The organism is Rhodoferax sp. SPJ4 (genome assembly GCF_058216275.1).
In genome coordinates this window covers 353,470-374,550 of the sequence record NZ_JBYZMN010000001.1, presented here as the reverse complement: position 1 = coordinate 374,550, position 21,081 = coordinate 353,470, and the positions used below count along the sequence as shown (strand labels likewise).

Annotated in this window: 26 protein-coding genes; 7 read left to right on the top strand and 19 right to left on the bottom strand. The window is 65.9% G+C overall.

The genetic code is table 11. From position 1 onward, the window contains the following. Positions 1–66 precede the first annotated feature (66 nt). Genes AC4BAR_RS01800 through AC4BAR_RS01790 form a run of 3 tightly spaced genes read left to right on the top strand, consistent with a single transcriptional unit; the run spans position 67 to position 1,813 of the window. Positions 67–753, top strand: a complete 687-nt coding sequence (locus AC4BAR_RS01800) for a DUF1345 domain-containing protein (RefSeq protein ID WP_490626104.1) — start codon at positions 67–69, stop codon at positions 751–753. A 23-nt stretch (positions 754–776) separates the two neighbouring features. Continuing rightward, entirely contained in the window at positions 777–1,418 is a 642-nt protein-coding gene (gene pth / locus AC4BAR_RS01795; RefSeq protein ID WP_490626103.1) for an aminoacyl-tRNA hydrolase, read from the top strand. Beyond that, complete coding sequence (locus AC4BAR_RS01790; protein ID WP_490626102.1) at positions 1,418–1,813, top strand: hypothetical protein; 396 nt, start codon at positions 1,418–1,420, stop codon at positions 1,811–1,813. The genes pth and AC4BAR_RS01790 overlap by 1 nt, the downstream gene beginning before the upstream one ends. Before the next feature lie 12 nt (positions 1,814–1,825). On the opposite strand, the gene AC4BAR_RS01785 is transcribed toward AC4BAR_RS01790, so the two are convergent. From AC4BAR_RS01785 to AC4BAR_RS01765, 5 genes are read right to left on the bottom strand one after another with little or no spacing between them, the layout of a single operon-like run. Beyond that, entirely contained in the window at positions 1,826–2,101 is a 276-nt protein-coding gene (locus AC4BAR_RS01785) for a YfhL family 4Fe-4S dicluster ferredoxin (protein WP_490626101.1), read from the bottom strand. A gap of 10 nt (positions 2,102–2,111) precedes the next feature. Continuing rightward, the gene (coaD, locus tag AC4BAR_RS01780; RefSeq protein ID WP_490626100.1) at positions 2,112–2,603 is read right to left on the bottom strand and encodes a pantetheine-phosphate adenylyltransferase; all 492 of its coding nucleotides are present in this window, start codon (positions 2,601–2,603) and stop codon (positions 2,112–2,114) included. A 7-nt stretch (positions 2,604–2,610) separates the two neighbouring features. Further along, a complete protein-coding gene (gene rsmD / locus AC4BAR_RS01775) occupies positions 2,611–3,231 on the bottom strand; it encodes a 16S rRNA (guanine(966)-N(2))-methyltransferase RsmD (protein WP_490626099.1) in 621 nt (206 codons plus the stop codon). Further along, positions 3,228–4,580: a M16 family metallopeptidase gene (locus tag AC4BAR_RS01770; RefSeq protein ID WP_490626098.1), complete on the bottom strand. Its 1,353-nt coding sequence runs from the start codon at positions 4,578–4,580 to the stop codon at positions 3,228–3,230. Before AC4BAR_RS01770 ends, rsmD begins: the two co-directional genes overlap by 4 nt. Before the next feature lie 26 nt (positions 4,581–4,606). Further along, positions 4,607–6,067 carry a M16 family metallopeptidase gene (locus AC4BAR_RS01765; RefSeq protein WP_490626097.1) on the bottom strand — a complete coding sequence of 487 codons (1,461 nt, stop codon included), beginning with the start codon at positions 6,065–6,067 and terminating at the stop codon, positions 4,607–4,609. 29 nt (positions 6,068–6,096) lie between these two features. Between AC4BAR_RS01765 and ftsY the strand changes: the two genes are divergently transcribed. Together ftsY and AC4BAR_RS01755 are read left to right on the top strand one after the other, a co-directional pair. Then, entirely contained in the window at positions 6,097–7,164 is a 1,068-nt protein-coding gene (gene ftsY, locus AC4BAR_RS01760) for a signal recognition particle-docking protein FtsY (protein ID WP_490626096.1), read from the top strand. Between the two features lie 125 nt (positions 7,165–7,289). Continuing rightward, positions 7,290–8,441, top strand: a complete 1,152-nt coding sequence (locus tag AC4BAR_RS01755) for an FAD-dependent oxidoreductase (RefSeq protein ID WP_490626095.1) — start codon at positions 7,290–7,292, stop codon at positions 8,439–8,441. Between the two features lie 53 nt (positions 8,442–8,494). On the opposite strand, the gene AC4BAR_RS01750 is transcribed toward AC4BAR_RS01755, so the two are convergent. Then, positions 8,495–9,064, bottom strand: a complete 570-nt coding sequence (locus tag AC4BAR_RS01750) for a hypothetical protein (RefSeq protein WP_490626094.1) — start codon at positions 9,062–9,064, stop codon at positions 8,495–8,497. A 234-nt stretch (positions 9,065–9,298) separates the two neighbouring features. Here AC4BAR_RS01750 and rpoH point away from each other — a divergent pair, with 234 nt between their 5' ends. Beyond that, positions 9,299–10,255: an RNA polymerase sigma factor RpoH gene (gene rpoH / locus AC4BAR_RS01745; RefSeq protein ID WP_490626093.1), complete on the top strand. Its 957-nt coding sequence runs from the start codon at positions 9,299–9,301 to the stop codon at positions 10,253–10,255. Positions 10,256–10,314: 59 nt separating this feature from the next. Here rpoH and AC4BAR_RS01740 read toward each other — a convergent pair whose 3' ends face one another. The 5 genes from AC4BAR_RS01740 to AC4BAR_RS01720 are packed head-to-tail and all read right to left on the bottom strand — an operon-like array spanning position 10,315 to position 14,401. Beyond that, on the bottom strand, positions 10,315–10,911 hold the full coding sequence (locus AC4BAR_RS01740; protein ID WP_490626092.1) for an SCO family protein: 597 nt from the start codon (positions 10,909–10,911) through the stop codon (positions 10,315–10,317). Between the two features lie 8 nt (positions 10,912–10,919). Further along, positions 10,920–11,828: a heme o synthase gene (cyoE, locus tag AC4BAR_RS01735; protein ID WP_490626091.1), complete on the bottom strand. Its 909-nt coding sequence runs from the start codon at positions 11,826–11,828 to the stop codon at positions 10,920–10,922. After that, positions 11,825–12,991, bottom strand: a complete 1,167-nt coding sequence (locus AC4BAR_RS01730; RefSeq protein WP_490626090.1) for a COX15/CtaA family protein — start codon at positions 12,989–12,991, stop codon at positions 11,825–11,827. The genes cyoE and AC4BAR_RS01730 overlap by 4 nt, the downstream gene beginning before the upstream one ends. Then, positions 12,988–13,707 (bottom strand): SCO family protein, encoded by a 720-nt coding sequence (locus AC4BAR_RS01725; RefSeq protein ID WP_490626089.1) that lies wholly within the window; start codon positions 13,705–13,707, stop codon positions 12,988–12,990. The genes AC4BAR_RS01730 and AC4BAR_RS01725 overlap by 4 nt, the downstream gene beginning before the upstream one ends. Continuing rightward, entirely contained in the window at positions 13,661–14,401 is a 741-nt protein-coding gene (locus AC4BAR_RS01720; RefSeq protein ID WP_490626088.1) for an SURF1 family protein, read from the bottom strand. The genes AC4BAR_RS01725 and AC4BAR_RS01720 overlap by 47 nt, the downstream gene beginning before the upstream one ends. Before the next feature lie 14 nt (positions 14,402–14,415). On the opposite strand from AC4BAR_RS01720, the gene AC4BAR_RS01715 reads away from it, so the two are divergent. Further along, positions 14,416–14,634, top strand: a complete 219-nt coding sequence (locus AC4BAR_RS01715; RefSeq protein ID WP_490626087.1) for a twin transmembrane helix small protein — start codon at positions 14,416–14,418, stop codon at positions 14,632–14,634. A 94-nt stretch (positions 14,635–14,728) separates the two neighbouring features. Here AC4BAR_RS01715 and AC4BAR_RS01710 read toward each other — a convergent pair whose 3' ends face one another. The 8 genes from AC4BAR_RS01710 to AC4BAR_RS01675 form a co-directional block, all read right to left on the bottom strand. After that, positions 14,729–15,613: a cytochrome c oxidase subunit 3 gene (locus AC4BAR_RS01710; protein ID WP_490626086.1), complete on the bottom strand. Its 885-nt coding sequence runs from the start codon at positions 15,611–15,613 to the stop codon at positions 14,729–14,731. Between the two features lie 48 nt (positions 15,614–15,661). Next, positions 15,662–15,889 carry a DUF2970 domain-containing protein gene (locus tag AC4BAR_RS01705; protein ID WP_490626085.1) on the bottom strand — a complete coding sequence of 76 codons (228 nt, stop codon included), beginning with the start codon at positions 15,887–15,889 and terminating at the stop codon, positions 15,662–15,664. Beyond that, a complete protein-coding gene (locus AC4BAR_RS01700) occupies positions 15,886–16,488 on the bottom strand; it encodes a cytochrome c oxidase assembly protein (RefSeq protein WP_490626084.1) in 603 nt (200 codons plus the stop codon). The genes AC4BAR_RS01705 and AC4BAR_RS01700 overlap by 4 nt, the downstream gene beginning before the upstream one ends. Before the next feature lie 8 nt (positions 16,489–16,496). Then, on the bottom strand, positions 16,497–16,607 hold the full coding sequence (locus tag AC4BAR_RS01695) for a cytochrome oxidase small assembly protein (RefSeq protein ID WP_490626083.1): 111 nt from the start codon (positions 16,605–16,607) through the stop codon (positions 16,497–16,499). 14 nt (positions 16,608–16,621) lie between these two features. Next, the gene (gene ctaD, locus AC4BAR_RS01690) at positions 16,622–18,244 is read right to left on the bottom strand and encodes a cytochrome c oxidase subunit I (protein ID WP_490626082.1); all 1,623 of its coding nucleotides are present in this window, start codon (positions 18,242–18,244) and stop codon (positions 16,622–16,624) included. Positions 18,245–18,288: 44 nt separating this feature from the next. Beyond that, positions 18,289–19,482, bottom strand: a complete 1,194-nt coding sequence (coxB, locus tag AC4BAR_RS01685; protein WP_490626081.1) for a cytochrome c oxidase subunit II — start codon at positions 19,480–19,482, stop codon at positions 18,289–18,291. Positions 19,483–19,550: 68 nt separating this feature from the next. Further along, positions 19,551–20,027, bottom strand: coding sequence for a DUF2244 domain-containing protein (locus tag AC4BAR_RS01680; protein WP_490627171.1), 477 nt, complete (start codon positions 20,025–20,027; stop codon positions 19,551–19,553). A gap of 139 nt (positions 20,028–20,166) precedes the next feature. Next, positions 20,167–21,069: a biotin synthase gene (locus tag AC4BAR_RS01675; protein WP_490626080.1), complete on the bottom strand. Its 903-nt coding sequence runs from the start codon at positions 21,067–21,069 to the stop codon at positions 20,167–20,169. Between the last annotated feature and the right edge of the window lie 12 nt (positions 21,070–21,081).

Sequence of the window (21,081 nt, the reverse complement as noted above, 5' to 3'; positions counted from 1 at the left end):
CCCCTGCCGCGTTTTTCGGCCTCTGATCTGACCCTTTCTTCGCCGCAGGGTTAAAGTGCGGCCACCATGCCCCACCCTCGCCCCCCACCGAAACGCCCCTGGCTGCTGCACATGGTCATGGCCAGGCCCCGGCTGCTGGTCTGCGTACTGGTGGGCCTGGCGACCTTTCTGGTGCTGCCATCGACCACCGCCCCCCACGACATCACCCGCGCCCTGATCGGCTGGAACACCGGGGCTTGTTTGTACCTGCTGCTGGCCGGCCACATGATGTTCTCCTCCAGCCACGAGCGCATGCGCAACCGGGCGCTGCTGGAAGACGAGGGGCGGCTGGTGGTGCTGGCCCTGGTGGTGGCCACCGCCGTCGCCTGTGTGGGCGCCATCGTCACCGAACTGGCCATCGCCAGGCATTTGCACGACAGCCTGCGCTATGCCCACATCGGTCTGGCCGCGCTCACCATCCTGTCGTCCTGGCTGTTCACCCAGGTGATGTTTGCGCTGCACTACGCCCATGATTACTACGCCGCGGAAACCCGGGGCCAGGCCGGCGGGCTGAATTTCCCTGGCGGGCTGGCCCCGGACTACAGTGACTTTTTGTACTTTGCCTGTGTCATCGGCACCTCGGGACAAACCGCCGACGTGAGTTTCACCAGCCGGGGCATGCGGCGCACCGGCCTGGTCCATTGCATCCTGGCTTTTTTCTTCAACACCACGCTGGTGGCGCTGACCATCAACATCGCGGCCGGCTTTGTCTGAGGCCACTCGCCGATAATTTCCGCATGATCAAACTCTTCGTTGGCCTGGGCAACCCCGGCCCCGAGTACGAAGCCACCCGGCACAACGCCGGCTTCTGGTGGGTGGATGCGGTGGCGCGTGAACTCAAGCTCAGCCTGCAACCGGAGCGTGGTTACCACGGCCTGGTGGCCCGTGGCACGGTGCAGGGGCAGACGGTGTGGCTGCTCCAACCGCAGACCTTCATGAACCTGTCGGGCAAGTCGGTGGCTGCGCTGGCCCGCTTCTTCAAGATCGCGCCGGAGGAGATTCTGGTCGCGCACGACGAGCTGGACATCGTGCCCGGCGAGAGCAAGCTCAAGTTCGGCGGCGGCCATGCCGGCCACAATGGCCTGCGCGACATCCACGCCCAGCTGGGCAGCAGCGACTACTGGCGGCTGCGCATCGGTGTGGGCCACCCCGGCGTCAAAAGCGAGGTGGTGCACTGGGTGCTGAAAAAGCCCTCGCCCGACCACCGGGTGGCCATCGAAGACAGCATCAGCCGCTCATTGCGCGCCCTGCCCCACTTTCTCTCTGGCGAAATGGAAAAAGCCACCATGCTGGTCCACACCAGCAAACCGCCGCGGCCCAAACCACCCCGGCCGCCGGTGCCCGCCACCGACCCACCAACCGTGCCGCAGGAACCCTGATGAACCGGGCACGACATGCTTTTTTCGGGCTGAGCTTGGCTTTGGGCTGCGCCCTGGCCGGCGCGCAGAACGTCTACAGGTGTGGCAACAGCTACAGCCAGACGCTCTGTGCCGACGGCCGTCCAGTGGATGTGCGCGACCCCCGCAGCGCGGCGCAAAAGGCCGACGCCGATGCCGCCACCCGGCGCAACGCCAGGGCCGCCGAGTTGCTGGAGAAGGCCCGGCAACGCGACGAGGCGGTCCAGCGCCCCGCCCAACGTGACACCAAGCCACCCAAGCCGGCGGCCTCTGCGCCTGCACAGCCCAAACACAAACCGAAAAAGAAGGTGCCGGAGTACTTCACGGCGGCCACGCCCAAGGCCAAACCAGCCCCGCCGGCCAAGACCGAGCGCTGACCGGACCGGGGCTCAGCCCGCTGGCCGCTGCTGTGCCAGGGCCTCGGCCTGCAGCTTGTGGAAGCGCTGCATCAGCGTGGCCTGGGTTTCGATGAAACCGGGGTGCACCGGGATGCAGGCCACCGGGCAGACCTGCACACACTGGGGCTCGTCAAAATGGCCCACACATTCGGTGCATTTGGCCGGGTCGATGACGTAGATCTCAGGGCCCAGCGAGATGGCCTGGTTGGGACACTCGGGCTCGCAGACATCGCAGTTGATGCATTCGTCGGTGATCATCAAGGCCATGGTCGGGCCCTCAAACGGTGAGCACCGGCCGCAGCGCGGCCTCGACGTCGGAGCTGACCATCTGGCTCACGTCACCGCCCAGCAGGCTGATCTCGCGCACCAGGGTGCTGCTGATGCACTGCAGTTCGGCAGTGGGCAGCAGAAACACCGTTTCCACCGTGGGCAGGAGCTTGCGATTCATCGCCGCCATCTGCGCCTCGTAATCGAAATCGGTCAGGTTGCGGATGCCACGCACCACCGCGCAGGCACCCACGGCCGCACAAAAGTCCATGATCAGGCCGTCGAACGGCATCACCCGCACATTGGCCAAGCCCTGCAATGCCTGCTGGGCCAGCCGCATGCGCTGGTCGTGGCTGAAACGGGTTTTCTTGTGGTGGGCCACGGCCACCGCCAACACCACCTCGTCAAACAGGCCGGCCGCCCGCTTCACCACGTCTTCGTGGCCCAGTGTGACGGGGTCAAAGGTGCCGGAATACACGGCGATGCGGGGAGAAACAGCCATGGCTGGATTATGCCTGTGCCACTTTTTTGAGCAAATGGAAGTGCACCATGCCCGCCTTGCCAGCGCGGTGAACCCCCAGGCGCAGCGGGGCCAGATCGGCATCGGTCCAGGCCCGGTTGGCCTCCAGGTAGACAAAGCCGTCATCGGCCAGGGCGGCACTGGCGGCCGACAAGGCGGGGCTGTACAGGTCGGAGTCGAAAGGCGGGTCCAGCAGCACCAGGTCCAGGCTGGCCGGCGTGGCCTTGCGCAACGCGGCCAGGCCGTCGCCGCGCAGCACGCTCACCGCGTCGGCCTGCAGTTTGTCCTTCAGCGCCCGCAGCGGTGCCACCAGCGGTGCGGCCTGTTCGCACAGCAGCACCGTGGCCGCGCCGCGGGACGCGGCCTCGAAACCCAAAGCGCCGGTGCCGGCAAAGGCGTCCAGGCAGCGCCAGCCGCCCAGGTCCTGGCCCAGCCAGTTGAACAAGGTCTCGCGCACCCGGTCGGGCGTGGGCCGCAGGCCGGGCAATGCCGCCACCGGCAGCCGGGTGCGTTTCCACTGGCCGCCGATGATGCGCACCTCGCCCGGTGGGCGGACGGGCTGGGGACTGGCCTTGGCAGGTGGTTTGGCGGCGCTGCGGGCGGGCTTCATGGCAGGGCCCCGCCGACCACCACGGTGACCATTTTTTCCGGCTGCAAGGCGCGCTGGAACGCGCCCTGGATCTCCGCGACCGTGACCTTGTTGACCTGCATCGTCCAGGTGTCGAGGTAGTCCAGCGGCAGGCCGTTCAGCGCCATGTTGGCCAGGTTGTCGAGCAGTTTGCGGTTGCTGTCGATGCGCAAGGCAAAGCCGCCGATGAGGTTGTCCTTGGCGGCCTGCAATTCGGCCTCGGTCGGGCCTTCGGCCACAAAGCGGGCCACCACCTCGCGCGCCACCGCCACCGCCTGGGCCGACTGGTCGGCCCGGGTCTGCAGCACCAGGGTGTAGGCCCCTGCGTGCAGGCCGGCGCTGAAATAGCTGCCCACGCTGTAGCTCAGGCCACGCTTCTCGCGCACCTCGGTGGTCAGCCGCGACACAAAACCGCCACCGCCCAGGATGTGGTTGCCCACCAGCAGCGCAAAGTAGTCGGGGTGGGCTCGGGCAATGCCGGGCTGGCCAATGTACACATGGGCTTGCGACGAGGCGAAAGGAATGGCCTGGGCCACCGGCTCGGTGAGCACCTGCACCTCGGGCACCGCCGGCAGCGCCGGGCAGCCTTCGGCACCCGGGGCCAGGCGTGCCAGCAGCGTGTTCACCAGCTGCTCGGCCTGGGCCCGTGTCACCGCCCCCACCAGACTCACCCGGGCCCGGCAGGCCGCCAGGTGCTGGGTGTGGAAGGCCCGCAGATCGCTGGCCTCGATGGCGCCCACCGTGGCCTCGGTGGCCGACTGGCCATAGGGATGGCTGCCGTACACCGCCTGGCTGAAGGCCCGGCTGGCCAGGGTGGCGGGTCGGGTGTTGGCCTCGCGGATGGCGGCCACCAGGCGTTCGCGCTCGCGGCGCCACACGGCGCTGGCCAGCGCTGGCTCGCCCAGTTCGCGGGCGGCCAGGGCAGCGGCCTGGGCCAGCAGCGCGGGGTCGGTCAGCGAGCGCAGCGAGAAGCTCATGCGGTCGGCCGAGGCGCTGGCGCCGAACGAGGCGCCCAGGTCGGCCCAGGCCTCGCCGAGCTGGTTTTCATCGAGGGCTGGCAAGTCACCGCTGGCCCGCACGCCCTTGGACACCATGACGGCGGTGGCCGAGGCTAGGCCGGCCTGTGCGGCCGGCTCGCGCCGGCTGCCAGCGTCGAAGTCGATCAGCACGTCGACCATGGGGATGCCGGGGCTTTCGGCCAGCACCACCTCGGCGCCATTGGCCAGCCGCCATTGCTGCAGTGCCAGGCCGGCCTCTGCGGAGTGCAGGGTCAACAGGCCGCAAGCCAGCACCAGTGTGGATGCAAGCGCTCTTGTTTTTGAAATGGTCATGAAAGCAGTCGGTGGGAGGGTGGCGCTCAATGGCGGCGGCCGGCCGGGGCGGCGCGGGGCTTGGCGTTCTTGTCCAGCGGCTGGGGCACCAGCTCCGCCACGGTGAGCTGGTCGTCGCCGAAATAGCGTTCGGCCACCGCCTTCACCTGCTCGGCGCTGATGGCACGCAGCCGGGTGATCAGCCGCTCGCTGGCGTCCAGCGGCTGGCCCAGCACCCAGTAGCTGCCCAGTTCGCGGGCCTGGTTCATGCCCGAGTCCAGCTTGTAGACCTCGCTGGCCACCCACTGCGTCTTGACCCGGTTCAGCTCGGCCTCGCTGACGCCGTCACGGGCCACCCGCGCCACCTGTTCGCGCAGCGCCGCCTGAACCTCGGCCACCGCCTTGCCAGGCGCCGGCACCGCGTCCATCACAAACAGCTGCGGGCCGCGGCCCATCAGGCCGTTGGACGCGCCGGCGCGGTCGGCCAGCCGGTTGTCGCCCTGGGTCAGGCTGCGCTGCAGGCGCGCACCGCTGTGGCCGTCCAGCACCGCCGACAACACGGTCAGGGCCAGCGCGTCGGTGGCGGCCTCGCTCAGCGGCTGCGCCACCGGCAAGGCCAGGTCGCCCGGCGCCAGGCCGGGCACTTTGAAAGCCAGCGACAGGTAGGCCTGCTCGGCCGGGGCCTTGACGCGCAGCGTGCGCAGTCCCTGTTGCAGCGGTTCCAGCCTTGGCTTGCGTTGTGGCAGCGCCCGCACCACCGCGCCACCGTAGTGCTGCTCGGCCAGTGCGCGCACCTGGGCCACGTCCACATCACCCACCACCACCACCGCGGCATTGCCCGGCATGTACCAGCGTTTGTGGAAGGCGCGCACCTCGTCGGGGGTCAGCGCATCGAGGTCGTTCATCCAGCCGATGATGGGTCGCCGGTAGGGCGAGGCGGTGAAGGCAGTGGCGTTGAGGGTTTCGTACAGCAGCGCCTGCGGCGAGTCTTCGGTGCGCAGCCGGCGCTCTTCCTTGACCACCTCGATCTCGCGGCGGAACTCGTCGTCTGCCCATTGGTTGTGGAGGAAGCGGTCGGCCTCCAGGGCCATCACATCGCCCAGCCGGTTGGCCGGGATCTGCTGATAGTAGCCGGTGTAGTCGCGGCCGGTGAAGGCGTTCTCGCGCCCACCCAGCGCCGCCACCCGGCGCGAGAACTCACCCGGCGGCAGGCTGGGCGTGCCCTTGAACATCATGTGCTCCAGCACATGGGCCACGCCCGAGGTCCCATCAACCTCGTCGATCGAACCCACCCTGACCCACAACATGTGAATGGCGGTGGGTGCCCGCCGGTCGGGCTTGACGATCAGCGTCATGCCGTTGGACAGGGTGAAGCGCTGGGCCTGGTCGCAGGCGTTGCCGCTGCAGACCGGGTCGGCGGACGGGCTGGACAGGGGCAAAGCCTCGGGCGTTTGCGCGCCCGCATGCAGTGCCCACAACAGGCCAAGAAGGGGCAGGGTGTGTTTCATAGAATGGTGTGATTCTAAAAAGCCCCGCAATGTTCAGCTTCTTCAAGAAAAAGCCACCGATCTCTCCAGGGCTTGACCTCCCCTCCCCCGCTGCACCGGCCACGGTGGCCCCCGCAGCCATGGCGGTACCGGAAGTGGCCGCAGAGGCCGTGGTGGCACCGGTGGAACGCACCCGCTGGCTCGACAAGCTCAAGGCCGGCCTGCGCAAAACCGGCGCCAGCATCGCCACCGTTTTCACCGGCACGCAGATCGATGACGCGCTCTACGAGGAGCTGGAGTCGGCGCTGCTGATGGCCGACGCTGGCGTGTCGGCCACCACCCATTTGCTGGCCGAACTGAAGCGCCGGGTCAAGGACAGCAAGGCCACCGAGCCACAGGCGGTGAAGGCCTTGCTGGTGGAGGTGCTGACCGAGTTGCTGCAACCGCTGCAAAAGCCGCTGGTGATCGGCGCGCACAAACCCACGGTGATCATGGTGGCCGGCGTCAACGGCGCGGGCAAGACCACCTCGATCGGCAAGCTGACCCGCCACCTGGCCACGTCGGGCGCCAGCGTGCTGCTGGCTGCGGCCGACACCTTCCGCGCCGCCGCCCGGGAGCAGTTGGGCGTCTGGGCCGACCGCAACCTGGTGGACATCGTCAGCCAGGAAGGCGGCGACCCGGCCGCGGTGAGCTTTGACGCGGTCAGCGCCGGCCGGGCCCGCGGCCGCGACGTGGTGCTGGTGGACACCGCCGGCCGATTGCCCACGCAGTTGCACCTGATGGAGGAGCTGCGCAAGATCAAGCGGGTGGTGCAGAAGGCCGACGCCACCGCGCCGCACGAAGTGCTGCTGGTCATCGACGGCAACACCGGCCAGAACGCCCTGGCCCAGGTGAAGGCCTTCGACGAGGCCCTGCAGCTCACCGGCCTCATCATCACCAAGCTCGACGGCACGGCCAAAGGCGGGGTGCTGGCCGCCATCGCGCTGTGGTCGGCCGAGCGCAGCCGGGCCCAGCCTGGCCTGGTGCCGGTGCCGGTGTATTTCATCGGGGTGGGCGAGAAACTGGAAGACCTGGAAACCTTTCAGGCCCGCGAGTTCGCCCAGGCGCTGCTGACCTGAGCGGTGGTTTCCACGATGGCTGCAGCGCCCCATGCCCCCCGGTTGCCGCATGTACCATCTCCCCACCCCCCTCAGGCGCCAGGCCCTGAAGGTCTGCGGCTGACCATGGTACGAGGCCCCACCGCATGAGCGACCTGCCCGAACGCCATTTGCTGCTGCTGGGCGCCGGCCATGCCCATGTGGCGGTGCTGACGCAACTGGCCAAGCTGCCGCCCAAGCAACGCGCCGGCTTTCACACCACGCTGGTTTCGCCCTACCCGCTGCTGTTGCATTCGGCCATGCTGGCCGGCCATGTGGCGGGCCAGCACCGCCTGCCCGACTGCACGCTGGCGCTCGACGGCCTGATTGCGGCCAGCGGCACCCATTTCGTCGCCGGGCGGGCGGTCGCCGTGGACGCGGCGCAGCGCCAGGTTCAGGTGCAGACCCGGGGTGGCGTGCAGACGCTCGGCTATGAGCTGCTGAGCCTGAACACCGGCGCCGGCATCGACCGGCAACGCCTGGAACAAGCCCTGCCCGGGGCCCGGGAGCATGCGCTGGCGGTGCGGCCGCTGGAGGCCTTTGCCGCCCAATGGGAACGGCTGCGCGAGCATGCCGAGCGGCACCCGGGGCCGCTGGTGGTGGTGGGCGGGGGGGTCGGTGGCATCGAGCTGGCCCTGGCCCTGCAGCATCGCCTGCCACGCAGCCAGGTCAGCCTGGTGGCCGGCGACGCGCCGCTGGCGGCCGACTGCCCCCCGGCGGTGCGCAAGCGCCTGGTCCGGGCCCTGCACGCCGCCCGGGTGACGGTGGTGGCCCAGCGCTGCTGCGGCGTGGCGCGCCACCAGCTGACTTTGGCCGATGGCAGCCAACTGCCCTCATCGGCCACGCTGCTGGTGACCGGGGTGCATGCACCAGGCTGGCTGGCCACATCCGGGCTGACGCTGGACGGCGACGGTTTTGTGGCCGTCAATCCCTGGCAACAAAGCCTGTCGCACCCGGAGGTGTTTGCCGCCGGCGATGTGGCCGGCCGGGCCGATGGCCTGGTGCCCCGCAACGAAACCCATGCCATGCTGGCGGCCGAACCGCTGGCGCACAACCTGCTCGCCAGTCTGCGCGCACAGCCCTTGCGCCTGCACCAGCCGCCACCCCAGGTGCGGCGCTTCATTGGCTACGGCGACGGCCGGGCCCTGGTCAGCCAGGGCCGTTGGCTTGCCGAGGGGGAATGGGTGTGGCGCTGGAAGGTGGCCACGGAGCAACGCTATGTGGCACGCCACAGCCCGGCCCGCCGCGACCCGGGTTGACCCCGGTCGCCCCAGGGGATTCAACGCATACTTTGGTATTCATTTCCGACCGATCAACCGGCCGATTTCCCTGGCAGCTTGCCCGTGCGGATGTATTGCTCCAGGCGCTGCAATTCCACCTGCCCCTCGGCGGTGGCGAAATAGGCCCGACCTTCGTCGGTGTAGTGTTTGGCCAGATTGGCCGACAAGGCCTGGCCGTCGTCCAAGGCCTTGAAATTCTTGGGCACCACCGGTGGCAATTTCTGGCCACGGTAATACTTGCTGGGCGCACCGGCACCCTTGCCCACCTTGGCCCGAATCAGCACCGAAGTGGCACGCGCCTCGCTGGCCGGCTTGGTCTTGCGCTTGCCCAGGTCTTTCAGCGATCCGGTCGCCGCCCGGCCAGCCCCAGAGGCCTGGCGAATCTCGGCGGCACTGAACAGCTCGGCCACACCGACGCCATAGGCGGCAATGTCGGTCTTCAACCGCGCCACCACCGAATCGCGTTCCAGGGCCATCTTCTGGGCACTGGCGACCAATTCCACCAGCTCTTTTTGTTCGTCGGCAGAAATCGAGAAATTGCTCAGCTTGTCCTGCAGTTCCTTGAATCGCTGCTGTGCATTGGCGGCGAGAAATTTCAACATGGGTGTCTCCAAAAAATCAGCTATGTGTCGCACTATATCTATTTCATGAATGGATTGCAGCAAAAAATGGGAATAACCGGTAGATCGTGATTAATCACGAAATTTCCGTGAAATTTGCACTTTGGTATTCATTTTTAAAACCACCCCCAAGGCCTCTGTCCGACAGGAACTTTGCGCTTAGCACTCGATCACACAGAGTGCTAAAATCATCACCAGTCCTGAGAAAGGTTCCAGATGACCAACGCCATCGCCGCCGCACCCCTCGCCCCCGTCCGTGGGTTGACCGTTGCCAACCCCTGGTCCGTCATCCCGCCGCTGGGCCACCTCGATGCCTACATCTCGGCAGTGAACCGCCTGCCCATGCTGACGCTGGAGCAGGAGCAAAGCTTCGCCCGCCAGCTGAAGGATGACAACGACCTCGAAGCCGCAGGAAAGCTGGTGCTGTCCCACCTGCGGCTGGTGGTGTCGGTGTCACGCCAGTACCTGGGTTACGGCCTGCCCCATGGCGACCTGATTCAGGAAGGCAATGTGGGCCTGATGAAGGCCGTCAAGCGTTTCGACCCCGACCAGGGCGTGCGCCTGGTCAGCTACGCGCTGCACTGGATCAAGGCCGAGATCCACGAATACATTCTGAAGAACTGGCGCATGGTCAAGGTGGCCACCACCAAGGCCCAACGCAAGCTGTTCTTCAACCTGCGCTCGATGAAGCAGGGGCTGAAACAGGACGCCATGGACCATGCCGACGGCGCCTCGCACCGCGAAACGCTGAGCGAGCACGAGGTGGGTGTGATGGCCGAGCGGCTGAACGTCAAGCGCGAAGACGTGCTGGAAATGCAGACCCGCATGGCCGGCGGTGACGTGCTGCTGGACCCCAGCCCGTCGGACGACGGCGAGGAAGCCTTTGGCCCCATCGCCTACCTGGCCGACAGCAGCCACGAGCCCACCGCGATGCTGGAGTCCCACCAGCGTGACCGGCTCGCCTCGGACGGCATTGCCACGGCGCTGGATGGCTTGCAGCCACGCGAGCGCCGCATCGTCGAGGAACGCTGGCTCAAGGTCAACGACAACGGCTCCGGCGGCATGACGCTGCACGAACTGGCCGCCGAATACGGCGTCAGCGCCGAGCGCATCCGCCAGATCGAGGTGGCGGCCATGAAGAAGATGAAAAAGGCGCTGGCCGCCTACGCCTGAATTCCCAGCGGCCGCTCAAGGCCGCTGGGCGCCCCACCCTGCGTGCCCCATCCAAGCCGTCAGCGCGGCAGCAACTGCTTCAGATCGGCCACCAGGGCCTGGGGGCCGGTGCCGTAGCGGGTGTACAGCCGGATCCGGCCCTCGGCATCGTAGACATAGCTGCCGGCCGAATGGTCCATGGTGTAGCTGGTCGGGGTCTTGCCGTCGACCTTCTTGTAGTACACCTTGAAGTCCTTGGCCAGCAAGGCCAGCTGGTCAGGCGTGGCGGCCAGCGCCACAAAGCTGGGGTCAAAACTGGCCATGTAGGCCTTCAGCACCTCCGGGGTGTCGCGCTCCGGGTCCACGCTGATGAACACGCCCTGCAATTTGTCGCCATCGGCGCCCAGCTGGCGCTTGACCTCGGCCAGTTCGGTCATGGTAGCGGGACAGAAATCGGGGCACTGGGTGTAGCCAAAGAACACCACCACCAGCTTGCCCTTGAAGTCCTTCAGGCTGCGCGGCCGTCCCTCGGTGTCGGGCAGTGCAAAGTCCTGGGCGTAGTTGGCGCCGGTGATGTCGATGGCGTTGAAGGCCGGCTTTTGCGGCGTGCAGGCCGACAGGCCCGCCATGGCGGCGAACAAGGCCCAGGCAGCCAGGCGGCGACGGGGAAAATTCATGGCGGTGCTCACAGCAGGTAGTGGTCGATCAGCAGCGCGGCAAACAGCACCGACAGATGGATCAGCGAAAAACGGAAGGTCTTGCGGGCCAGCGCGTCGGAGTAGTTGCGCCACAGGGCCCAGGCGTAGGCACAGAAACCCAGGCTCAACAGCACCGCCACCACCAGGTAGAGCTTGCCGCTCATGCCGTAGATGAAGGGCAGCAAACAGGCCGCCATCAGGATGAAGGTGTAGAGCAGCACCTGCAGCCGGGTGAACTCGTTGCCATGGGTCACCGGCAGCATGGGCAGACCGGACTTGCGGTAGTCCTCGACCCGGTACAGTGCCAGCGCCCAGAAATGCGGTGGGGTCCACAAAAAGATGATCAGGAACAGGATCAGCGCTTCCGGCCCCACGTCACCGGTCATGGCCGACCAGCCCAGCACTGGCGGCATCGCGCCCGAGGCGCCGCCGATGACGATGTTCTGCGGCGTCAGCGGCTTCAGGATCACGGTGTAGACCACCGCGTAGCCCACGAACGTGGCGAAGGTCAGCCACATCGTCAAAGGGTTGATCCAGAGGTACAAGATGGCCGAGCCCGCCGCCCCCAGCAGCGCGGAAAACGCCAGCGCCTGGCGGTCGCTGAGCTGGCCCTTGGCGGTGGGCCGCCAGGCGGTGCGCTTCATCTTGGCGTCGATGCCTTTTTCCACCAGGCAGTTGAAGGCGGCGGCGGCACCGGCCACCAGCCAGATGCCCAGACAGGCCACCACGGCCCGCAGCACATGGGCCAGTGTGGGCACACCGGGCACGGCCAGCACCATGCCGATCAGGGCACAGAAGACGATCAGCTGGATGACGCGCGGCTTGGTCAGCGCGTTGAACTGCCGCCACAGCGGCGGGGTGAAAGGCGCCACCGGCGCGGTTTCGGCGGCGGTCATGCCAGCACTCCTGAAGTCGGTTGGTTGAGCGTTGCGGTGTGCAGGGCCTGGGCGTTGCGGCTGGCGGTCAAGGCCTGGGTGAGCACCACCACCATGGCGGCGGCGCCACCGGTGTGGGCCACGGCCGCCACCAGGGGCCAGCCCAGCACCACGTTGCTGAGCCCGCTGGCGAACTGCCAGACCCACAGGGCGGCCAGCCACTGGCCATGCCGGTGCAGGCCAGGGGTGCGCCACAAACGCCAGGCCAGCAGCGCCATGGCGGCCAGCACCACATAGGCCAGCAGGCGGTGGCTGTAGTGGATGGCGGTCAGCGCGGCAAAGCCGATGTGTTCGCCGGCACCTGTCTGGCCCAGCGGGCGCCACAACTCAAAACCCTGCAGGAAATCCATCGCCGGCCACCAGCTGGCCTGGCAGGTCGGGAACTCGGTGCAGGCCAGCACCGCGTAATTGGTGCTGACCCATCCGCCCAGGGCCACCTGCAGCCACAGCAGCGCAAACAAGGCCAGCAACCCCCTGCGCAGGCCCGCACTGACAGGCAGTGCGGGGGTCTGACGCTGGCGCACCACCTGGCCAGCCAGCAAGGCCAGCAGCACCAGGCCACCCATCAGGTGCAGGGTCACGATGGCCGGGAACAGCTTCATCGTCACCGTCAGGGCGCCGAAAGCGCCCTGGACACACACCCAGACCAGGGTCAGCATGGGCCACCAGGGGCTCAGCGCCGGGGCTGGGCGGCCAGCCGGCGCACGCCAGCGGGCCCACCAAGCCATCAGGGTCATGGTGAGGATCAGGCCACCGACGCCGCTGGCCAGGTAGCGGTGCACCATCTCGACCCAGGCCTTGCCATGGGTCACCGGGCCGGTGGGCATGGCGGCCTGGGCGGCGCTGATTTGCGCCACCGCACCGACCGGGCTGGCATTGCCATAACAGCCGGGCCAGTCCGGGCAACCCAGGCCGGAATCGGTGAGGCGGGTGAAGGCGCCGAACAACACCAGGTCAAAAGTGAGGAACAGCGTGACCAGGGTCAGCGCCTGCAGCTTGCGGGCCAGGGGCATCTGGCGCTGCCGCAACAGCACCCACAGCAGCGGCCCCAGGGCCACCAGCGCGCCAATGACCAGCAGCGCCGCCAGCGGCGACAGGTCGTACAGGCTGTCCACCGAGCTCATGGCTGGCGTCCCGGCAGGTCCCAGGAGCTGGACGCCCGCAGCAACCGGTCCAGGTCGCGCTTGGCTTTGCCGGCCGACGCCAGATCAAGCGCGGGCGGGAAACGCATCATCCAGTGGCCCATCGGGTCGACCAGGTAGAGGTGGTCGGCCAGCGCCTGGCCCTCGGCCGGTGCCAGCCAGGCCGCGACCTCGGCGGCCGGCAACCGCAGCACGGTGAACTGGTCGAGCGCGGCGCGCAGCTTGTCGGGAATGGGGGCGTTGTCGGTGACCAGCCAGACCCGGTCCAGCCGCTCCTTCTCCTTGCCCAGCGACTCCCGCAGCTGACGCTGCCAGTACAGGTTTTGCGCACAGGCCTCGTCGCAGGCCGCAGGCGCGACACTGACCAGCAACCACTGCCCCTTCAGGCTGCTGAGCTTGACGGGCTGGTCGTCCAGCGACCGGGCCACGGCGTCGGGCAGGGGCCGCTGCGGCTCGATCAGCACACCAAAGGCTCGGGTACCACCGGTGGGTCGCAGCACGTAGTAGGTGAAATACGAGGCGATGACCGGGGCGGCGCAGACCAGCATCACGGCGATCATCTTCCAACGGCCGGACTGGGTGCGGGCCTGCTGCACCGCGTCGCCAGAAGTCAGCGTGGGCAGCGAATGCACCGTCAGACCGAGGGGCTGGTCAGCCGCGGCGGGCCCGGCGGAAGGGGAGGAACTGGAACCAGACATAAAGGATCACCAACAAGGCACTGAGGCCAAACCATTGAAATGCGTACCCGTAATGCTTGTCGACCGCGGCGTTGAACACCGGCCAGTCGCGCGTCAAGCCATCGGGGGCTGGCCCGGAACGACCTGCGGCCGGCAACTCCAGCGCACTCAGGTCGGTGAACACGGGCAATCGGGTGGCCCGGGCAAAACTCACCAAATCCAGGTTCTGCCGAATGACGCCATTATCGGCGCCCTGAAAGTCGTACAAACGGGAGGGGGGCAATGCCAGACGCACCCGCACCTCGACTTCCCCCTTGGGTGTCTGGACGGTGGGCAACTGGGTGCGGTCGAGGAAATTGCGCGGTGCCCAGCCGCGCTGCACCACCAACACCGCATCGCTGCCCGACAGCTTCAGCGGGGTGAGCACGAACAGCCCCACCCTGCCGCCCATCTGCCGGTTGTCCAGAAACACCGTCTGGTCGGCCAGCCACTCGCCGTGCAGGCTGGCCTGGCGGTGGACCAGCGGCGCCCGGCTGCTGGCCGCCAGCAAGCCGGCATTGCCCAGGGGCTCCCGCTGTTGCTGGGCATCGATGGCCGCCTGCAAAGCCAGCTTCTCAGCGGCGCGGTTGAGCTGCCAGTTGCCCAGCGACAGCGTGGCCGCCACCGCCAGTGCAGCGGCGACAGTCACGGTCCAGAAACGAAGGGTGGCAGACACGGGATAATCAGACGATGAAATACGTGGTCATTGCGGCGTTTGTCGCCATTCTTGCCAGCCTGGGCTCGGCGCTGTTCTTCATGATGAAAGACGGACGGGGTGGCAAGGCCAAAACCAGCCACATGGCCCGGGCCCTGGCCTTCCGGGTTGGCTTTTCGGTGCTGCTGTTTTGCTGCATCCTGATTGCCTGGAAGCTTGGATACATCCGGCCGACCGGAATTCCCCTGCAATGAGCTGAACCCAACAGCCCCAGGCCCATCAAGCCCTCTGCCTTGGGCCACAACAAAAAAAGCGCCTTGCGGCGCTTTTTTTGTTGGCGGACGCTTTTTACATCCAGTACACCAGGACGTACAGGCCCAGCCAGACCACGTCCACAAAGTGCCAGTACCAGGCCGCGCCTTCAAAACCGAAATGCTCGTCGGCACTGAAATGGCCCTTCATCAAACGCAGCGTGATGAACAACAGCATCAACATGCCCACAAAAACGTGGAAGCCGTGGAAGCCCGTCAGCATAAAGAAGGTCGAGCCGTAGACGCCCGAGGTCAGCTTCAGATTCAGTTCGGCATAAGCGTGGTGGTACTCGTAGCCCTGGACAAACAGGAAGACCACACCCAGCAGCACGGTCAACCACATGAAGGCGATGGTCTTGCCACGCTGGTTTTCACGCAGGGCGTGGTGGGCAATGGTCAGCGTCACGCCGGAGCTCAGCAGCAACGCGGTGTTGATGGTGGGCAGCCAGAACGGCGTCATCGTGGTGAAGGGCTCGATGATGCCGGCAGGCGATGCGGTGACACCCAGTGCACTGCTGGGCCAGATGGCCTTGAAGTCAGGCCACAGCAAGGCGTTGTCCAGGCTGCCCAGGGCCGGCACCGAGTGGGCACGGGCCCACCACAGGGCCGAGAAGAAGGCGCCGAAGAACATCACTTCCGAGAAGATGAACCAGCTCATGCTCCAGCGGAACGACAGGCCGATCTTGTGGCCGTACAGGCCGGACTGGCTTTCGCCAATGGCGTCACGGAACCACTGGAACAGGATGACGAACAACCAAGCCAGACCACCGTAAACGGCGTACTGACCCCAGCCGCTGCCGTTGATCCACTGGCCTGCGCCCAAGAACACGAAGAACAGCCCGATCGAGGCCAGCACCGGATGGCGCGAGGACGCGGGAACGTAGTAATAGGGGGCCTGGCCCGCGTGGGATGTCGAACTCATGTCAGCTCCTGGTTTCCAAATCTTTTTAATCAATCAATCCGTTCGGTCTCACTTGGGAACCACCCAGTTGACCAGGCCAATCAAGCCCATCACAAACAAAAAACACGCCACCAAACCCACGGCAATGATGTGCAAGGGGTTCAGCTTGCTGATGTCTTCACGGTAGTCACTGCCGCGCCGCAGACCCACAAAGGACCAGGCCACGGCTTTCACCGTGCGCCACACCGAGCCCTTGCGCTGCAACGGCGACACCTCGGCATCGTCGTGCGCGCTCATGCACCCGGCCTCGCTGGCACCACCGCCGGCGCCACATCGGCCACCGGCGCGGGCGGGGTTTGACCACCGACCTCAAAGAAGGTGTACGACAACGTGATGGTGCTCACGTCTTTCGACAGCTTGGGGTCGATGACAAACGCCACCGGCCACTGCTTCTTCTCGCCCGGGTCCAACGTGTACTGGTTGAAGCAAAAGCATTCCAGCTTGTTGAAATGCGCCATCGCCTGGCGCGGCGCGTAACTGGGAATGGCCTGGGCGGCCATGCGGCGGTTTTGCACGTTCTGGAACTCGTACATCACCGTCGTCAACTCGCCCGGGTGGACCTGTACCGAACGCACGGCCGGTTTGAATTCCCAGGGACCGCGGGCGTTGGCATCGAACTCCACCGTGATGGTGCGGCTCAGGTCCACCTGCGAATTGGCGGGCAGGCTGCCACGCACACCCGGCACCTCCTGCTCGCCCAGGGCCAACACATTGATGCCGGTGAACTCGCAGATGGCTTTGTAAAGCGGCACCAGCGCATAACCGAAGGCAAACATGCCCACCACGACCACTGCCAGCTTGCGCAGCATCGTCCAGTTTTCCTGACGCATGGCCATGGTGTGCTTCAGCGGCCCAGCAGGACGACCTTGGCAAAAAAGCCAAGCAGGAACACCACGGCCACCGAGGCCAGGATGATGCCCAAACGCAGGTTGGACTTCTTTTGTTCAGGTGTCACGGCAGGCCCGCAGGTCAGGCAACGATCTTGGTGGCGCTGGCGTTCAGCTTGGGCGGGGTTTCAAAGGTGTGGAAGGGGGCCGGCGACGGCACTTCCCACTCCAGGCCTTCGGCCGCTTCCCAAGGACGCTGGGCAGCCTTCTCACCCTTGCCTTGCATGCAGGGCAGGATGATGAACAGGAAGAAATACACCTGCGACAGACCGAAACCAAAGGCACCAACCGAGGCCACCATGTTGAAGTCGGTGAACTGCAGCGGGTAGTCGGCGTAGCGACGCGGCATGCCGGCCAGACCCAGGAAGTGCATCGGGAAGAAGGTGATGTTGAAGAAAATCAACGAGGCCCAGAAGTGGATCTTGCCGCGGGTTTCGTTGTACATCACACCGGTCCACTTGGGCACCCAGTAGTAGAAGCCAGCGAACATCGCGAACAGCGAACCGGCCACCAGCACGTAGTGGAAGTGGGCCACCACGTAGTAGGTGTCCTGCAGTTGCAGGTCGATCGGGGCCATGGACAGGATCAGGCCTGTGAAACCGCCCAGCGTGAACACGAAGATGAAGCCAACGGCAAACAGCATCGGGGTCTCGAAGGTCATCGAGCCGCGCCACATCGTGGCGATCCAGTTGAACACCTTCACGCCGGTGGGCACCGAAATCAGCATCGTGGCGTACATGAAGAACAGCTGGCCAGTCACCGGCATACCGGTGGTGTACATGTGGTGAGCCCAGACCACAAAGGACAGGATGGCGATGGATGCGGTGGCGTACACCATGGAGGCGTAGCCGAACAGCTTCTTGCGCGAGAAGGCGGGCACGATCTGGCTGACGATGCCGAAGGCCGGCAAGATCATGATGTACACCTCGGGGTGACCGAAGAACCAGAAGATGTGCTGGAACATGATGGGGTCACCACCACCAGCCGGGTTGAAGAAGGTGGTGCCGAAATGGCGGTCGGTCAGCGTCATGGTGATGGCACCGGCCAGCACAGGCATCACGGCGATCAGCAGGTAGGCGGTGATCAGCCAGGTCCAGGCGAACATCGGCATCTTCATCAGCGTCATGCCAGGGGCACGCATGTTCAGAATGGTCACGATGATGTTGATCGAACCCATGATGGACGAGGCGCCGAGGATGTGCAGCGCGAAGATGCCGGCGTCCATGGACGGGCCCATTTGCAGCGACAGCGGCGCGTAAATCGTCCAGCCGCCGGCGGGTGCGCCGCCAGGCATGAAGAACGACGACGCCAGCATGATGGCGGCCGGAATCAGCAACCAGAAGCTGAAGTTGTTCATCCGTGCGAAGGCCATGTCGCTGGCGCCGATCTGCAGCGGAATCATCCAGTTCGCGAAACCCACGAAGGCCGGCATGATGGCGCCGAACACCATGATCAGGCCGTGCATGGTGGTGAGCTGGTTGAACAGTTCAGGGTTCACCAGTTGCAGGCCGGGCTGGAACAGCTCGGCACGGATGCCCAGGGCCAGCACGCCACCGAACATGAACATGGCAAAGCTGAACAGCAGGTACAGCGTGCCGATGTCCTTGTGGTTGGTGGCCAGCACCCAACGACGCCAGCCAGTCGGTGCATGGTGATCGTGGTGATCGTCATGCGCGTGGTCATGATGGTCAAGAACTGCGCTCATCTTGATTTCCTTCTCAATGCTTTGAATCTGGGGTGGCTGCGGGCTTATTTGCGCGCGGCCTGAACGTCAGCGGGCTGAACCACCTGACCGGTCTTGTTCGACCAGTTGTTCTTGGTGTAGCTGATCACAGCAGCGATGTCGGTGTCGCTGAGCTGCTTCCAAGCTGGCATCGCACCATTGTTCTGGCCGTTCAGCAGCACCATGATTTGCTTGGTCTTGTCGGCGTCGAGCACCACGGCCGCGCCGTCCAGCGGCTTGATCGGACCCGCGCCCTTGCCGTTGGCCTGGTGGCAGGCGGCACAGTTGGCGGCGTAAACTTTTTCACCGCGCTTGACGATGTCGTCCAGGGCCCAGACCTTGGCCGGGTCATCGGCCTTGGCCGCCAGCTTCTTCTGCTCGACCGCCGCCCACTGGGCGTAGTCTTCGGCCGACACCACCTTCACGTGGATGGGCATGTAGGCGTGCTCTTTGCCGCACAGCTCGGCGCACTGGCCGTAGTAGTCACCAACCTTCTCGGCACGGAACCAGGTGTCACGCACAAAGCCGGGAATCGCATCCTGCTTGACGCCGAACGCCGGCACCATCCAGGCGTGGATCACGTCGTTGGCGGTGGTGATGATGCGCACCTTCTTGTTGACGGGCACCACCAGCGGGTTGTCGACCTTCAAGAGGTAGTTGTCGATCTGCTCGCCGGCCTTGGGGCCGCCGTTGTTGGACATGACGCGTTGGTCGTTGTCCAGCGTGGCGATGAAGTTGATGCCTTCACCCTCGCCCTTCAGGTATTCGTAGCCCCATTTCCACTGGTAACCGGTGGCCTTGATGGTCAGGTCGGCGTTGGTGGTGTCTTTGGACGCCACCAACACCTTGGTGGCTGGCAGCGCCATCAAAATCACGATGACGAAGGGCACCACAGTCCACGCGATTTCCACCGCCACCGACTCATGGAAGTTGGCCGGCTTGTGGCCCAGCGACTTGCGGTGCTTCCAGATGGAATAAAACATCACACCGAACACGCCAACAAAAATCACCGTGCAGATGATCAGCATGAACCAGTGCAGCCAAGCCTGCTCTTCGGCGATCTTGGTAACCGGCGGGTGCAGGTTGAGCTGATGCACAGCCGGGCCGCCCGGCAGGTCATTGACCGCGTAGGCGGCGGTGGTGGCCCAGGCGGCAACGAAGGCGGACAGGCGCGCCCAGTTGTCGCTGATCGAAATTCCCCGTGTCTGGATGCTGCTCATCGTGTTCACTTCAAATTGCCTTTTAAAACCTAAACCTTGTCTCGTGGTGTTTGCCACCTGCGCCCGGCTCACACGCCACGCAACGCCTGCCGCAACTCCCTCGCCAGCACAGGCCGCAACTCCGGCCGCACAAAGCGACCGATTTCCACCCGGCGGCCATTGCCGGACACCTCGATCAGCGACCGGTCTCCGCTCTTGGGTTCGATGCGAACCCACTCGCGGTTGAACTCGGCACGCTCCAGCCGCCCGGCGCGCTCCAGTTCCACAACCAGTTGCGCGCCCCGCAGCCAAATTTTTTCACCGTCGGTCGCATGGCGCCCGTAGACCACGAACGCCCCACCCACCATCAGCAGCTCGGCCAGTGCAAAAGGCATCACAAAGACCGCCCCCTGCACCCAGAAGTACACGGCGATCCCGATGGACACCATGCACAGGGAGGCAAACATCAGGGCCAGCTGCGATGGTGTGACCGAGCAATTGCGCTTCAGATACCACTGCATCCCCTGCGCGGAGACGGTGGCAAAGCGGAACACAGGGTTCGACACAGGCGTGCACTCACTGAACGATTCCAGCGTCTGCTGAATCCGTCGGCTGTTACGGGAAAATACCCATTTCAACGGCGACCGCCATTGTAGCCGCTGTTGACCCGCCATCCGGCCCGCCAAAGCCGGCGAGGCCGAGCATTCAGCTCGGCTTTTGTGCTTGGCGCAACAGTGCCCGCATGTCGTCCAGCGCAATGGCCGTCTCGGGCTTCAACCCGGCCCTGGGCGCCGGCCGCAGCGCATGACCGTAAATCACCTCGAAGCTCAGCGCCAGCTGGCCGTCGGCGGTCACATGCGGCCAGTCGCGGGCCACCGCCTCGGCCAGCCGCTGGCCCCAGGCGCGGCTGCGCAACGTCGGATGGCGACCCACATGCAGGTTGCGCCCCAGACCGCGCAAATCGGCCAGCAGCCGCTCGGGACTGGCATAGGTCAGTGTGATCCGCTCCATGTCCATCACCGGCTCGGCAAAACCGGCGCCCACCAGCATGTCGCCCCAATCGTGCATGTCGGTGAAAACATGGCAGGGTGCCGGCCAGCCCAGGCTGGCGTACAGCTGGCGCAGCTCGCTCAGTGAATCCGGCCCCAGGCAGGACAACATCAGAAAACCATCGGTGGCCAGCGCCCGGTGCCAGGTGGCGATCAGGCCCTGGGGGTCGGCGCTGGTGTGCAAAGCCATGTTGGCCCAGACCATGTCCACCGCCCCGGGCGCCGGCGGCCCCCACACCGGGCGGGGCTGGCGCCAGCGGGCGGCCGTCCACCAGGGCTGCTGGAGTGCTTCGCGCACCCGTTGCTCACGCCATGGGCTGGCCTCGGCCAGGTGGGGCACGGCGCGGGGGTAACGGCGGGCCACCCGGTTGTGGCCCGCCAGCCCGCCCGCCAGCGGCCGCCAATGCAACCAGGTCTGGGGCTGCAGCTTGATCCATTCCAGCCGCTCGTCCATGCGCCGGGCCACCTCTTCGTGCAACCAGGGCGAGGCGCTCAAGGGGTGGGTGTCCCAGCGGGCGGCGGCCTGCGGGGCGATGCTGGGGGGACGGCTGGTGCTCACGGTGCGGCGAGT

Coding starts and splice junctions, on each gene's coding strand:
- coxB (WP_490626081.1), bottom strand. CDS start 19,482: ATGAGCAGCATCCAGACACGGGGAATTTCGATCAGCGACAACTGGGCG.
- AC4BAR_RS01800 (WP_490626104.1), top strand. CDS start 67: ATGCCCCACCCTCGCCCCCCACCGAAACGCCCCTGGCTGCTGCACATG.
- AC4BAR_RS01755 (WP_490626095.1), top strand. CDS start 7,290: ATGAGCGACCTGCCCGAACGCCATTTGCTGCTGCTGGGCGCCGGCCAT.
- AC4BAR_RS01730 (WP_490626090.1), bottom strand. CDS start 12,991: ATGAGCTCGGTGGACAGCCTGTACGACCTGTCGCCGCTGGCGGCGCTG.
- AC4BAR_RS01765 (WP_490626097.1), bottom strand. CDS start 6,067: ATGAAACACACCCTGCCCCTTCTTGGCCTGTTGTGGGCACTGCATGCG.
- AC4BAR_RS01710 (WP_490626086.1), bottom strand. CDS start 15,613: ATGAGTTCGACATCCCACGCGGGCCAGGCCCCCTATTACTACGTTCCC.
- AC4BAR_RS01740 (WP_490626092.1), bottom strand. CDS start 10,911: ATGAATTTTCCCCGTCGCCGCCTGGCTGCCTGGGCCTTGTTCGCCGCC.
- pth (WP_490626103.1), top strand. CDS start 777: ATGATCAAACTCTTCGTTGGCCTGGGCAACCCCGGCCCCGAGTACGAA.
- ftsY (WP_490626096.1), top strand. CDS start 6,097: ATGTTCAGCTTCTTCAAGAAAAAGCCACCGATCTCTCCAGGGCTTGAC.
- AC4BAR_RS01725 (WP_490626089.1), bottom strand. CDS start 13,707: ATGTCTGGTTCCAGTTCCTCCCCTTCCGCCGGGCCCGCCGCGGCTGAC.
- coaD (WP_490626100.1), bottom strand. CDS start 2,603: ATGGCTGTTTCTCCCCGCATCGCCGTGTATTCCGGCACCTTTGACCCC.
- AC4BAR_RS01750 (WP_490626094.1), bottom strand. CDS start 9,064: ATGTTGAAATTTCTCGCCGCCAATGCACAGCAGCGATTCAAGGAACTG.
- rsmD (WP_490626099.1), bottom strand. CDS start 3,231: ATGAAGCCCGCCCGCAGCGCCGCCAAACCACCTGCCAAGGCCAGTCCC.
- AC4BAR_RS01715 (WP_490626087.1), top strand. CDS start 14,416: ATGAAATACGTGGTCATTGCGGCGTTTGTCGCCATTCTTGCCAGCCTG.
- AC4BAR_RS01770 (WP_490626098.1), bottom strand. CDS start 4,580: ATGACCATTTCAAAAACAAGAGCGCTTGCATCCACACTGGTGCTGGCT.
- cyoE (WP_490626091.1), bottom strand. CDS start 11,828: ATGACCGCCGCCGAAACCGCGCCGGTGGCGCCTTTCACCCCGCCGCTG.
- AC4BAR_RS01790 (WP_490626102.1), top strand. CDS start 1,418: ATGAACCGGGCACGACATGCTTTTTTCGGGCTGAGCTTGGCTTTGGGC.
- AC4BAR_RS01705 (WP_490626085.1), bottom strand. CDS start 15,889: ATGAGCGCGCACGACGATGCCGAGGTGTCGCCGTTGCAGCGCAAGGGC.
- ctaD (WP_490626082.1), bottom strand. CDS start 18,244: ATGAGCGCAGTTCTTGACCATCATGACCACGCGCATGACGATCACCAC.
- AC4BAR_RS01785 (WP_490626101.1), bottom strand. CDS start 2,101: ATGGCCTTGATGATCACCGACGAATGCATCAACTGCGATGTCTGCGAG.
- AC4BAR_RS01700 (WP_490626084.1), bottom strand. CDS start 16,488: ATGGCCATGCGTCAGGAAAACTGGACGATGCTGCGCAAGCTGGCAGTG.
- rpoH (WP_490626093.1), top strand. CDS start 9,299: ATGACCAACGCCATCGCCGCCGCACCCCTCGCCCCCGTCCGTGGGTTG.